The organism is Exiguobacterium sp. s150, from assembly GCF_018618435.1.
Lineage (GTDB): Bacteria > Bacillota > Bacilli > Exiguobacteriales > Exiguobacteriaceae > Exiguobacterium > Exiguobacterium alkaliphilum.
Map to the genome: position 1 here is coordinate 23278 of NZ_JACSMC010000030.1, position 13218 is coordinate 36495.

The following is a 13218-nucleotide window of genomic DNA, read 5'->3' on the forward strand; positions in this document are numbered from 1 at the left end:
GCGGTGACGTATGGACCTCATGTGGCTGTTGATTCTGTTCGGCTTGTTCATGCTTTCGATTTTGACCGTATTCATCAGCAGTGTGCTCAATGCGCTGGTTAGACAGCTTCATCCGCTCGTCCACGTCGTCATCGTCGCAGCACTCAGTTATGTGTTCTCGAACCTTTTTTATGACCAACATACAGTTTGGCCAGTGGTCTTCGTCGTCGCCATCAGTTACGTAGCGCCACTACTCGTCGTAACGCTTTACAACAAAGGTGTGCGCGTCGAACGCGAGCGCCAGACGTGAAAACGTCCGCTAGACTCCCGACCTCGGTGCTAGCGGACGTTTTCATTTGCCTTCGTCAATCAATCGCTCGGCGAGTCTTTGATACAAGTGGCTCATGTGAACGGCCGAGGCGATGGCGAGCGCGCGCTGGATGTCACTGTCCTTTGAAAGGACGTTATCGAGCATCGTCTCGGCCTGCGTCTCGAACGCCTGCATGTTCTCCACCTTCTGAACTTGATACGCATCATAGAAGTCCTCGAGCGAGAAACCTTCGTCCGATTCATTTAGCGGACGGAGCGTCTCTTTGATGTCGTTGATTGAAAGTAAGCCCTTCATCTCATAAATCAGGCTGAGTAGCATCAAGTGCTCGTTTGTGTACTTCTTATTTTTGACGGGATGAAACAGCTTGCCTTTGGCATAGTTGTTGATCATCGTCTTCGTTAAAATCGTCTCGGTCTCGTCGCGCTTCATCTTCTCATAATGTTGCTCGAACAGTTGGATGACTTGGTCCATATACAAGTCGATCGTCGGGAGCACCTGCTTCGGGAGCGTCCCTTCCGTCTGGACGATATCGGTCGGCTTCATCTACATCACCTCTCCTTCAGTATACGAATAAACCCGGTTTGTCGAAACAAAAACCTTGTTGTTTTCATGTGTTCAGCTTATCATGTAGTTATGGATACTACATGATGTGATAAGGAGTGTTTTACATGAATTCGATTTTTCGGGAACCGATTAACGCACTGACCCATTTGGCCGGGGCCGTGCTCGCATTTGTCGCGTTGATTGCGATGACGGTGAAAGCATCGATGCTCGGGGAGCCGCTTGCGATCATGGCGGCGATTTTATTCGGCATCAGTCTCGTCTTTTTATACTTATCGTCCGGTCTTTACCACAGCATCATCGCCTCGCCGAATGTGATCGCCTTCTTCCGAAGAATCGATCATGCGATGATTTATGCGTTGATCGCCGGGACGTATGCCCCGCTCACGCTCCTTGCGCTCGAAGGCCCGACGCGTTGGGTGCTGTTCGGCACCGTCCACGCCCTCGCCTTGTTCGGAATCATCTTCAAACTCGTCTGGTTCCACGCGCCGCGTTTCCTCTCGACGGCACTTTATATTGGAATGGGCTGGCTATCGGTGTTCTTCATCGGCCCTCTTCATAGCGTCATCGGTAACGCCGGCATCTTCTGGCTCGTCCTCGGTGGCGTCATGTATACGATTGGGGGACTTATTTACGGCTTCAAACCGAAATTCGTCAACTGGCGCGGTTGGGGCTTCCACGAGGTATTCCACTTGTTCATCTTGTTCGGTAGCTTCGCCCACTTCGTCTGCGTGTTCTGGTATGTGTTTTAAGTCCTCCTCGTGAGGGCTTTTTTGTTGAGCACATTCATTTACTTCGAATTCAAGACATCTTACACTGACGATAGGAGGGATTGAATATGAAAATTGAAGTTTGGTCAGATTATGTCTGCCCGTTCTGTTATATCGGCAAGCGCCGTTTAGAAGAAGCACTCGAACAGTTCCCGCACGCGGACCACGTCGAGGTGGAGTTCAAGAGCTTTGAGCTCGACCCGAACGCCCCGACGACCGATTCACGCTCGATTTATGAAGTGCTCGCCAAGAAGTACAACATGCCGCTCGAGCAGGCGAAAACGACGACGCTGCAAGTCGCCGCGCAGGCCCGCACGGTCGGTCTCGACTACGACTTCGACAACATGGTCGTCACGGGCACGCTCGACTCGCACCGGTTGACGCACTACGCGAAGACGGTCGGGAAAGAGAAAGAACTGTCGGAAGCACTGCTCAAGGCGTACTTCGTCGACGCGAAACATATCGGTGACCACGACGTCCTCGTCGAGATCGCGACGAGTGTCGGACTCGATGCGAACGCCGTGAAAGACGTGCTCGCGTCAGACGTGTACACGGAAGACGTCCGTGCCGAAGAGAAACGCGCGAGCGACCTCGGCATCACAGGCGTCCCGTTCTTCGTCTTTGACAATAAATATGGCGTCTCAGGTGCGCAACCGACCGAGGCGTTCACGCAAGTGCTCGAGAAGACGTGGGCCGAATCGGCACCGACGCTTCAAGTGATTTCGGGCGGTGCGACGTGCACGGATGACAACTGTGATATTTAATTTGTAAGAAGCCGAATCCCGGCTTCTTTTTTGTAGCTTTCTAAATCGTTCTGAAGGATAATTATTATTAGCTAATAAGAATCGAGGACTTAACCATATGTGGAAAAATCGCAACGTCTGGATCATCTTGACCGGCGAGTTCGTCGCCGGTCTCGGGCTTTGGCTCGGCATCATCGGCAACTTGGAGTTCATGCAGGAGAAAGTGCCGTCTGATTTCGTCAAGGCGCTCATCTTAGCCGGTGGATTGCTCGCCGGGGTCGCCATCGGGCCGCTCGCGGGTCGACTCACCGATCAAGGCTCGAAAAAGAAAATCATGCTCATCTCAAGCGTCGTCCGGGCGCTGAGCGTCCTGTTCATGTTCGTCGCCATCGAGACGGGCAGCGTCCTCTGGATGGTCGTCTTCCTCGTCTTCCTACAAGGCTCGGCCGCGTTCTACTTCCCCGCGCTCCAGGCGGCCATCCCGCTCATCGTCAAAGAACGCGAGTTGCTCGCCTTGAACGGTATCCATATGAACGTGTCGACGTTGTCTCGTGTCATTGGGACGGCCATCGCCGGGATTTTGCTCACACTCATCTCGCTTCGGGACGTGTATGCACTCTCGCTCGTCGCCTATTTACTTCTAGCCGTGGCGACGTGGTTCCTGAAGATTGACGAGACGGCCGTCCCGTCCGCGAAGAAAGTCGACAAGTCGACTGGCGGCTTCAAGGATGTCTTCCCAATCATCAAGTCGATCCCGGTCATCTTCATGACGCTCGTCATGACGCTCATCCCGCTCCTCTTCATCGGCGGGTTCAATTTGCTCGTCATCAACATCAGTGAACTGCAAGATTCGACGGCGATTAAAGGCTGGATTTACACGGCGGAAGGAATCGCCTTCATGGCCGGGGCCTTCCTCATCAAACGGATCGGCGAAAAGTTCTCGGTGTTCTCGATCTTGTTCACGTTCTCGTTCTTGATCGGCGTCGCCCAGCTCATGCTCTACTTCGCCGATATCCCGGCCGTCTCCATCGCGGCCTTCGTCCTGTTCGGCTTCTCGGTCGGCTGCTTCTTCCCGACCGCGGTGACGATCTTCCAGACACGGATGCCAAAGGACTATCACGGTCGCTTCTTCTCGTTCCGGAACATGCTCGATCGGATCGTCTTCCAAGTCGTCTTGCTCGTCACGGGCTTCTTCCTCGACTTGATCGGCCTACAGCTCATGGTCGTCTTGTTCGGAATTAGCTCCATCCTCATGACGGGGGCGTTCCTCGTCTATACACGGAAACACGAACTCCATATCGAGAAAGAGGAGGCCGAACGCCTCTCTTCGTAAGAAAAGCGGTGACCGAGTCGGTCACCGCTTGTTCGTGTCTTCGATTTCCCGCCACCACGTTTTCGTGTCGTTCCGTCCGTCGAGCGTGATGCGCTCCCCGATCACCGGCGTCAAGACGTCGTCTTTCGGTAAGAGCGTGACCATCTGCTCAGCTGGGTCGAACCAGTCATGGAACGACAAGGTGAACGCGCCCCAATGAATCGGGAGTACTTTGTCGGCCCGCACGTCATGAAACGCCTGCGCCGTCTCATGCGGCTGCATGTGCACGTCCGGCCAGCGTTCATCGTATTGGCCACACTCGAGCGCCGCGAAGTCGAACGGGCCATAAGTATCACCAATCTCTTTGAAGTGCGGACCGTAGCCACCGTCCCCGCTGAAGAACAGACGGTCCGTCTCGCCGATGACGACCCATGACGCCCAAAGCGTCGCGTTGCGGTCCGTGAGCGAACGGCCGGAGAAGTGACGGGCCGGTGTACAGACGAACGTCCATGACCCGAACGTATACGAATCGCCCCAATCACGTTCGACGATGCGTTCGGCCCCGATGCCCCACCGCTTCAAGTGACTGCCGACGCCGAGCGGGACAATGAACGTCGCGACTCGGTCTTGAATCGCTTGAATCGATGCGTAATCCAAATGGTCGTAATGGTCGTGCGTGAGTAAGACGACATCGATGTCCGGCAAGTCATCGAGTTCGAACGGCAAGTCTTCACTGAACCGCTCGTTCTTCGCAAATGGGAGCGGCGACGGGCTACGGCCGAACATCGGGTCGACGAGCATCGTCTTCCCGTCCATTTGAACGAGTAGCGCCGAATGGCCGAGCCAGTAGACGCGCGTGAAGCTCGAACCGAGTTTCTCTGAGAAATCGATTGGAACAATTGGAAGCGGTGCGCTCGGCTTGCGTCGTGAGTTCACATTCACATAATCACGCGACATCGAAATCATATCATCTGTCGAGAAACGCATCGGCGTATCGAGCAAATTACGGAACTTGCCGTTCACCAGATGCGGTGACTCGAGTGCCTTCGGTTTACGACCAAGCGGTTTATACTGTGTGAGCACGGTACCGGTCACGGCGGCCATGCCAATCAATGAAAACAATAGCGTCTTTTTCACGTTCATCCTCTTCCCCATATGATGATGTTTGTCTCATTATACGACGAAGTAGCGGAATGCGCATGATTCTTCATTCACGAAACGTGCCGAACTTTCGCTAATGCCGTTTTTGGTTTAGATAGATTCTCTTCTCGCGCTTCAAGTCTGAACCAACCTGTCAATCGTTCGTCTTAAAAAAAAGTCCCGATGCTCATGCATCAGGACTTCTGCAAAATTTTAATATCGTTGATGATGTCTTCATACGGCACATCTTGGAATCCAGGATACGCCTTTACGATCTTCCCGTCCTGGTCGACGAGATAGAACCACGTCGCATGATCGACTTGCGTCCCTGCTTCCGGTTTCCGGACGAGCGCCTTGAAGTTCTCTTGCGCGAACGTCTCAATCTCTTCTTGCGAATAGCCCGTCAAGAACTGCCAGTCGGCGTTTGCCAGGTCATAGTCCGCCATGAACGCTTTGATTTTTTCCGGCGTGTCGACGGTCGGGTCGACGCTGAACGAGACGAATTGGACGTCCTCGACCCCTTCCTCGACGAGTGCGTCATTTAACTTCGACATATTGAACGTCATCGGCGGACAGACCGTCTCACAGCTCGTGAACACGAAGTCGGCCATCCACACTTTGCCATTTAAGTCGGCAAGACTCACTTGTTCTTCCTCTTGGTTCATATAATCGAACGATTCGATGTCCCAGTTGAGCGGGTCTTCGATTTCGTTACTACAGGCGGCGAGCACGACGAACAGGCTCATGAATGCCACGAGAATTCCTTTTTTCAATCTAGCCAACTCCTTAACGTTTTTTTACGAAAAGCAACAGGAGCGTGATGATCGTGAACGCTGTCAACGCGAGGAACGGGATCGTCACGAAGCCGAACCAGTTGATGTATTGCACGTTACATGGCACCCCTTGGACACACGGTTTGATATCGGCAAAACCCGGTACTTTTTGGACCAGATAATGATAAAACGAGACCGAGCCTCCGACAATCGCCAATGGCAACACATATTTTTTGACGGCGCGGTCGTCCGTGAAGACGGCCATGCCGAGCAGGAACGTGAGCGGATACATAAAGATGCGTTGCACCCAACAAAGTTCACATGGGACGAACTCCCGAATCTCGCTGAAATACAGGCTCCCAAGCGTCGCTGTCAGCGAGACGAGCCAAGCTGCGTAAAGCCCATACCGATTAAAGAACGATCTCATCATAAGTCATTCTCAATCAATCGCGTGATCGCCTCATAATCGAACGGGTTATCGAGGACGACCCCGTTAATCATAATCGTCGGCGTGAGGCGCACGTCGTTCTCTTTGACGAGCCCGTCATCGTGACTCACTTTTTCGAGCACGCTCGAGTTCTCACTCAAGTCCGTCTTGAGCTGCTCGATGTCGACCGACGTCGTCGCTTCGGCAATCTCGGTCAAACGCTCGACCGTCACCCACGCCTCATCGTGGTGCTGACTCGCGGGTTGGGCGTCATATACCGCCTTATGGAAGTCCCAGAACGCATCCGGGTCCTGAACGTATACCGATTCCGAGGCGAGTGCTGCTAAAATCGACTCTTGCCCGTGGAAGAGGACGTTTATGTAGCTGAAGCTCACCTTGCCCGTGTCGATGTAGTCTTCTTTTAACTTTGGATAGACCATCTCGCCCCACTGCTTACACGACGGACACTTATAATCCCCGAACTCGACGACCGATACCGGCGCATCCGCTACCCCAATCGTTGGCTGTCCGGTCGTCGCCACGTGCTCTCCCTTCACGGCCGTCTCGGCTTGGTCAGCCGGCCGGTTCAACAGCACGACGACGACCGCAATCAATGCGACGGCGACGAGCGTCAAGAGGACCAATACTTTATTTTGTTTCACTGTCTTCACCTCTATGTCTTTATGTCGTCTCCATTATATCGAAAGCGCTATCCTAATCCACAAAAATCGACTCACACTTTTTTCATGGCCTAAGGGAAGGACGCATCGCTCTGGATGCATCCTTCCCTTAGGCCTTATTCCCTTACGCTTCGAACAACAACTGCTCTGGGTCTTCAATCATGTCTTTGATGTGTTTGAGGAACGTCACGGCCTCACGCCCATCGACGATGCGGTGGTCATACGAGAGCGCCACGTACATCATCGGGCGGTTCTCCATCGTGTCCGCGTCGATGGCGATTGGACGGAGTTGAATCGAGTGCATCCCCAGGATGGCGACTTGTGGGCCGTTCAAGATCGGTGTCGACAAGAGCGAGCCGAACACGCCACCGTTCGTGATCGTGAACGTGCCGCCTGTGAGGTCACTAAGCCCAAGCTTATTGTTACGGGCCTTGTCGGCGAGGTGAAGGATATCCTTCTCAATCTCCCCGAAGTTTTTACGGTCCGCTTCACGGACGACCGGGACGACGAGGCCGTCTGGTGCCGACACGGCGATGCCGATGTCATAGTACTTCTTCAAGACGATCTCGTTTCCTTGAATCTCGGCGTTCAAGTACGGCATCCGTTTGAGGGCCGCGACGGCCGCTTTCGTGAAGAATGACATGAAACCGAGTTTGACGTCGTTGTCTTTGACGAACTTCTCTTGACGGCGTTTGCGGAGCGCCATGACGGCTGACATGTCAATTTCGTTGAACGTCGTCAGCATTGCCGCCGTCTGTTGCACTTCGACGAGGCGGTTCGCGATCGTCTGGCGACGGCGCGTCATCTTGATGCGCTCTTCTTCCTTCCCACTCGCTGCCGGTTGTGGTGCCGCCGCTGGTGCTTTCGGCGCTTCTTGCTTCGGCGCAGGCGCAGGTTTCGATTCGTGGCTCGTCACGTCATGGACGTTGATGCGACCCATCGGATCGTTCGTTTGAATCGCCGCAAGGTCAATTCCTTTCTCACGGGCAAGCTTACGCGCTGCCGGTGTGGCGATTGGTCCTTTGCCCGGGCTCGCGACGTGCTCTTCGCGACGCTCAACTTTTTTCGCTTCCTCGAGCGTTTCGACTTTCGGCTCAGCCGGAGCTGGTGCCGTTTCGGCCGGTGCTTCCGTCTTCGTCTTCGTCGCGACAGCCGTGCCGCCGCCTGATCCCGAACCGAGACGGGCGATGACTTGTCCGACTTGGACCGTGTCACCTTCGCCGGCGAGTTGCTCTTCTAGCACACCCGATTCATCGGCTGGTACCTCGATGTTGACTTTGTCTGTCTCGAGTTCGACGATGGCTTCCCCTTTTTCGACTTGGTCACCTGGCTGTTTGAGCCATGAAGCAACCGTTCCTTCCGTAATGGACTCTGCTAACTCCGGTACTTTGATTTCGATCACAATGAGTTCCCCCCTTAACTTATTTACGATCTTTTTGGTATGTGCTCGTGCCGGCAGCAGCCGAGACGGCGTCACGCGAAATGGCTTCGCGGATGATGCGCGCTTGTTCTTGCTTATGGGCCGTTGGGTTCCCCTCGGCCGGGCTCGAACGACGGCGACGGCCGATGTAACGGACGTTCAACCGGTTCGTTGTAACCGCTTCGAGACGTGGCTCGATATACGTCCAGGCACCCATGTTCTTCGGCTCTTCCTGGACCCAGACGATTTCCTTCGCGTTCGGATAGCGGCTGACGACTTCACGGATTTCACGGACCGGGAACGGGTAAATCTCTTCGACCCGGATGATATGAAGGAAATCGAGCGACTCCTCGGACTTCATCGTCGCTTCTTGAAGGTCAATCGCCATCTTCCCGGAACAGAAGACGAGCCGTTCGACTTTGTCCGTCTGTTCACCTAACCCTGGCTGTTCGACGATCGGACAGAACGTTCCGTCTGACAATTCTTCGACCGACGAGGCTGCAAGCGGATGACGAAGCAGGCTCTTCGGCGTCATGATAATCATCGGACGGACTTGTTCGGTGCCGAGCATCAACGCTTGGCGGCGTAAAATGTGGAAGTATTGCGCGGCGGTCGAGAGGTTCGCGACCGTCCAGTTCTTCTCGCCGGCGAGCGTCAAGTAACGCTCCATCCGTGCGCTCGAGTGCTCCGGCCCTTGACCTTCGTACCCGTGTGGCAACAGCATGACGAGACCTGACTTTTGTCCCCATTTGGCCCGTCCGGCCGAGATAAACTGGTCGAACATGACTTGTGCCGAGTTGGCGAAGTCGCCATATTGCGCTTCCCACAAGACGAGCGTGTCTTGGGCGAAGACGTTGTAGCCGTATTCGAAGCCGAGCACCGAGCCTTCTGAGAGCGGGCTGTTGAATACCGAGAACGACGCGTTCGCTGTCGATAGATGATGCAGTGGCGAGAACTTCTTCCCGGTCTCCGCATCGTTCAACATGATGTTACGCTGCGCGAACGTCCCACGCTCCGAGTCTTGACCGCTCAAGCGGACCGGTGTGCCGTCCGAGATGATGGACGCATAGGCGAGTGTCTCGGCATGGCCCCAATCGACTTTTCCGTTCTCCCCGAACGCCTCACGGCGACGGTCGAGCACTTTTTGCAGTTTGTGGAACACGCCGAACCCTTCCGGCCATTCGAGCAGCTCGTCGTTGATTTGTTTCAAGACTTCTCGTTTCACACCCGTCTCGACCGACGGGAACCCTTTGAAGACGGCTTCCGGCATGACGATGTCTGAATCCTCTTCCTCTGAAGGGACGAGGTCACGAGCCGATTTGAGACGGTCTTCAATCGACTGTTCAATCGTCGCTTTGTCCTCTTTCGTCATGACGCCCTCGGCGATGAGTGCGTCGGCGTAGACGTGGCGGACCGATTGGTGGCCTTTGATCGCTTTATAGAGGACCGGGTTCGTGTTCATCGGCTCATCCATCTCGTTATGACCGTAGCGGCGGTAACCGACGAGGTCGACGAGGATGTCTTTATGGAACTTGGCACGGTATTCACTGCATAGCTTGGCGACGGCGATACACGCTTCCGGGTCGTCCGCGTTCACGTGGAAGACCGGGATTTCATATCCTTTGGCGATATCGCTCGCATAACGCGTCGAACGCGAATCGCTCGGGTCGGTCGTGAAGCCGATCGTGTTGTTGGCGATGACGTGGACTGTGCCGGCCGTGCGATAGCCGTTCAAGTTCGTCATGTTGAGCGTCTCGGCGACGATGCCTTGGCCCGGGAAGGCGGCATCCCCGTGAATGAGAATCGATGCCGCTTTGTCGTCGTGTTGGACGGCCATCCCTTTTTCCGAGCGGTCGTCTTGTGCGGCACGTGTGTACCCTTCGACGACGGCACCGACGAACTCGAGGTGACTCGGGTTGTTCGCGAGGTTCAATCGTACCTCTTTCTTCTCTTCGAGCACTCTGCGGTCGAGACCGAGGTGATACTTCACGTCACCCGACCAACCGAAGTTGATACCGATCGAACCTTCCGACGGGATCAGCTCTTTATTCGGCGCGTGTTGGAACTCGGCGAAAATCATCTCGTACGGCTTCCCGAGCACGTGCGCGAGCACGTTCAAGCGTCCGCGGTGCGCCATACCAATGTTGATGTGTTCCGAACCGCTTGAGATGAGTCCTCCGACCATCGCGTCAAGGAGCGGGACCATCGCGTCAAGTCCTTCGATCGAGAACCGTTTTTGACCGACGTATGTCTTATGAAGGAACGATTCGAACAACTCGGTCTCCGCGAGTCGCTCGAACAATTCGATTTTCTCATTTTTGGATAGTTTCGCTTTGAGCGCGCCTTGTTCAATCCGGCGACGAATCCAGCGTTTCTCTTCCATATCGTCTAAGTGACGAAGTTCGATGGCGACCGTGTCCGTGTACACGTCGAGCAAGTGGCGGACGAGCTCAAGAGCGGTCGCTCCTTGTTTTGGCACGTCTTCTGACAACAAGTGGGCCGGGATCTGTTTGAGGTCCGCTTCTTCTAACCCGTAGCGGTCAAACGCAAACAAGCCGTGCTCGCGCGGATGGTCTTTGAGCGGGTAAATGTCAGCCGCCTTATGGCCGAGTGCCCGGATGTCATTGACCAGCCGTGTCGCTGCCACGACTTTCTCTAAATCAAACGACGCGACCGGCGTTTCCGGCACCGCCGTTTCCGGTGCGCCATGCTTGTCGAAATAGCGACGCGTCTCCGCATCGACTGATTCTGGGTCTTCCAAATATTGCTCGTACAATTCAACGATATAGCCTAAGTTTGGACCGTAAAATGATTGTAACGCCTCATGACCGTTCGACGACTCTCCCATTGAATAAATCCCCCTATCCGTTCCTAAACGCCCTTATGTGTGAACGCTTTCATTTTAACATTAAGCACGAAGCAGTTCATCCTTCTGATTCGTACTAGATAAAGAGCCAAATCTTGCCTCTTACTCTCCCCTCCATACTACACCTTTCCAACTCGAAAGACCCATTCAAATTCACAATTCGTCCATACTATTTCAATAAGTTTTCCTTATCAATAAATTGTGAACCGACCCGTCCGTTTCATCGATTTCAAAAAAAGGTGAAACCTTGTTTCAGGCTGCTCCGTAATACCGTTGTAAGCAAGTTGGTAAATACTCTCAACGAAAGCTAGGTGACAGCATGTTAACCGTACAAAACGTACACAAAAAAATGGGGAAAGCGAACGTATTGACGAACGTCAGCTTTGAAGTCGTCCCGGGTGAGATTTTCGGATTCCTTGGGCCAAACGGAGCTGGAAAGACGACAACGATTCGCATCATCACGGGTCTGATGCCCGCAACACATGGGACGGTGACCGTCGACGGGTTCGACGTCGCGACCGATCGTCAACAAGCGCTCAGTCGCATCGGAGCCATCGTCGAGAACCCGGCCTTCTATCCGTATTTGACGGGTCGGGAAAACTTGATTCACGCGATGAATCTCATCCCGGGACTTAAAAAAGTCGATTTGAACGCCCTCGGCGCACTCGTCGGGCTCGAGACGAAACTCGATATGAAAGTGAAGCAATACTCGCTCGGAATGAAGCAACGACTCGGGATTGCCCGCGCCCTCCTCCATAACCCGAAAGTGCTCATCTTGGACGAGCCGACGAACGGGCTCGATCCGGCCGGAATCGCCGACTTGCGTCAATACTTACGGCACCTCGCCGATCACCGTGGCATCGCCATTTTAATTTCGAGCCATTTGCTCAGTGAGATGGAGATGATCACGGACCGTTTCGCCATCATCGACCAAGGTCAAATCAAGTCGGTTCAAGGTGGCGACGGGGAACTCCAGACGGAAAGTGTCATTTTATGCAAAGTGGACCGGGCTCACATGAACGATGCGCTCGACGTGGCGGCGCTCGCCTTCGACGACGTCAAGATTGTCCAACAGTCGGCGGAGACGTTCCTCGTTCCGCGCCCAGAGCGCGACATTCCGCATCTATTGAAACAGCTCGTCGACCGTGGCTTGTCCGTCTATCAAATCGGCATGAAGCACGAGACGCTCGAGGAGCAATTCTTGAAAGTGACGAAAAAAGAAGGAGGTACGAACAATGCGTTCATTACTAGCCAATGAATTTATGAAGTGGCGCCGAACGATTAAACCGTTCATCGCCCTCGGTATGTATACGGCCATCATCATCTTGACATACGTCCTCGTCCGCGGTGACGGAGATGCCGAGACGTTCGTCAACTTCGCCGCGATGGCCGCGATGACGTTCCTCGGCATCTTCACAATCGTCTTCACCGCCGAGATGATCGGGAATGAGTTGAAGTACGACACGTTGAAACATTTGCTCATGAGCCCGTATTCGCGGGACCGGATCCTCTTATCAAAACTGTTGGCGGCCCTGCTCATCATGCTCGCCCAGTTCATCTTCATCTTGGCCGTGACGTACGTATTCGCGCTCACGCTCGATGGGAACTTGACGTTCGAACAGTTCCGTAACTTGTTGCTCAGCGTGTCGAGCGGCGTGTTCGTCATCTTTCTGACGCTCATGTTCTCGGTCGTCTTCAAATCGACCGGCGTCGTCATCGGCTTCACCGTGCTCGCGAACTTCCTGTCGACGATGATCGGCAGTCTCCTCATCACGTGGAAGCCGGCCATCGCCAAATGGATCGTCTTCTTGCACACCGATTTGTCCGTCTATTACCAAAGTCCAGGCTTCATGGAAACGATGGACGTGACGATTTGGTTCTCCGCCCTCTACGTTTTCATCCATGTCGTCGCCTTCTACATCATCACGGCGTTTATGTTCCGTAGTAAAACGTTCGCCGAATAACGGTTAAACGGTCGGATGGAGTGGTACTCCCCTACTATAAAGAAACTTCATTAGGAGGGAGACGTATGCGAAAGACGGCACTGCTCATCATCGACATGTTCAACGACTTCGACTTTGTCGGCGGGGACGATCTGCTGCGCCACACTGAACCGATTGTCGAACCGATTTTACAGATTATACGAGCAGGAAAGCCCATACCGGGCATAGCCCGCCTTTAGGCATGGGATGAACGTGAGTTCGGATGTGAAAAAC

The 13218-nt window shown here is 54.1% G+C and carries 14 protein-coding genes; 7 read left to right on the plus strand and 7 right to left on the minus strand.

Features of this window, described 5'->3' with window-relative positions; all coding sequences use genetic code 11:
• The first annotated feature begins 10 nt into the window (after positions 1-10).
• Positions 11-289, plus strand: a complete 279-nt coding sequence (locus KNP76_RS12640) for a hypothetical protein (RefSeq protein ID WP_034816467.1) — start codon at positions 11-13, stop codon at positions 287-289.
• Positions 290-331: 42 nt separating this feature from the next.
• On the opposite strand, the gene KNP76_RS12645 is transcribed toward KNP76_RS12640, so the two are convergent.
• Positions 332-853: a DUF1836 domain-containing protein gene (locus KNP76_RS12645; RefSeq protein ID WP_034816469.1), complete on the minus strand. Its 522-nt coding sequence runs from the start codon at positions 851-853 to the stop codon at positions 332-334.
• Positions 854-978: 125 nt separating this feature from the next.
• Here KNP76_RS12645 and trhA point away from each other — a divergent pair, with 125 nt between their 5' ends.
• From trhA to KNP76_RS12660, 3 genes are all read left to right on the plus strand, one after another.
• Entirely contained in the window at positions 979-1623 is a 645-nt protein-coding gene (gene trhA, locus KNP76_RS12650; RefSeq protein ID WP_214839903.1) for a PAQR family membrane homeostasis protein TrhA, read from the plus strand.
• A gap of 86 nt (positions 1624-1709) precedes the next feature.
• Positions 1710-2405, plus strand: a complete 696-nt coding sequence (locus KNP76_RS12655) for a DsbA family oxidoreductase (protein ID WP_214844732.1) — start codon at positions 1710-1712, stop codon at positions 2403-2405.
• Positions 2406-2502: 97 nt separating this feature from the next.
• Positions 2503-3717 carry an MFS transporter gene (locus KNP76_RS12660; RefSeq protein WP_214839907.1) on the plus strand — a complete coding sequence of 405 codons (1215 nt, stop codon included), beginning with the start codon at positions 2503-2505 and terminating at the stop codon, positions 3715-3717.
• A gap of 21 nt (positions 3718-3738) precedes the next feature.
• Here KNP76_RS12660 and KNP76_RS12665 read toward each other — a convergent pair whose 3' ends face one another.
• The 6 genes from KNP76_RS12665 to KNP76_RS12690 all read right to left on the minus strand — a co-directional run bounded on the left by KNP76_RS12665 (position 3739) and on the right by KNP76_RS12690 (position 10984).
• Positions 3739-4839 (minus strand): MBL fold metallo-hydrolase, encoded by a 1101-nt coding sequence (locus KNP76_RS12665; protein ID WP_214844733.1) that lies wholly within the window; start codon positions 4837-4839, stop codon positions 3739-3741.
• Between the two features lie 191 nt (positions 4840-5030).
• Positions 5031-5582, minus strand: a complete 552-nt coding sequence (locus KNP76_RS12670; RefSeq protein ID WP_152545851.1) for an SCO family protein — start codon at positions 5580-5582, stop codon at positions 5031-5033.
• Positions 5583-5622: 40 nt separating this feature from the next.
• Complete coding sequence (locus tag KNP76_RS12675; RefSeq protein WP_034804358.1) at positions 5623-6039, minus strand: disulfide oxidoreductase; 417 nt, start codon at positions 6037-6039, stop codon at positions 5623-5625.
• Positions 6036-6707 carry a DsbA family protein gene (locus KNP76_RS12680; protein WP_371816244.1) on the minus strand — a complete coding sequence of 224 codons (672 nt, stop codon included), beginning with the start codon at positions 6705-6707 and terminating at the stop codon, positions 6036-6038. The genes KNP76_RS12675 and KNP76_RS12680 overlap by 4 nt, the downstream gene beginning before the upstream one ends.
• Before the next feature lie 133 nt (positions 6708-6840).
• Positions 6841-8118 carry a 2-oxoglutarate dehydrogenase complex dihydrolipoyllysine-residue succinyltransferase gene (gene odhB / locus KNP76_RS12685; protein ID WP_214844734.1) on the minus strand — a complete coding sequence of 426 codons (1278 nt, stop codon included), beginning with the start codon at positions 8116-8118 and terminating at the stop codon, positions 6841-6843.
• 19 nt (positions 8119-8137) lie between these two features.
• Positions 8138-10984: a 2-oxoglutarate dehydrogenase E1 component gene (locus KNP76_RS12690; RefSeq protein WP_214844735.1), complete on the minus strand. Its 2847-nt coding sequence runs from the start codon at positions 10982-10984 to the stop codon at positions 8138-8140.
• Between the two features lie 337 nt (positions 10985-11321).
• Here KNP76_RS12690 and KNP76_RS12695 point away from each other — a divergent pair, with 337 nt between their 5' ends.
• From KNP76_RS12695 to KNP76_RS12705, 3 genes are all read left to right on the plus strand, one after another.
• Complete coding sequence (locus KNP76_RS12695; RefSeq protein ID WP_034804367.1) at positions 11322-12260, plus strand: ABC transporter ATP-binding protein; 939 nt, start codon at positions 11322-11324, stop codon at positions 12258-12260.
• A complete protein-coding gene (locus KNP76_RS12700) occupies positions 12238-12966 on the plus strand; it encodes an ABC transporter permease (protein WP_214844736.1) in 729 nt (242 codons plus the stop codon). The genes KNP76_RS12695 and KNP76_RS12700 overlap by 23 nt, the downstream gene beginning before the upstream one ends.
• 65 nt (positions 12967-13031) lie before the next feature.
• Complete coding sequence (locus KNP76_RS12705; RefSeq protein ID WP_214844737.1) at positions 13032-13184, plus strand: cysteine hydrolase family protein; 153 nt, start codon at positions 13032-13034, stop codon at positions 13182-13184.
• The last annotated feature ends 34 nt before the right edge of the window (positions 13185-13218 follow it).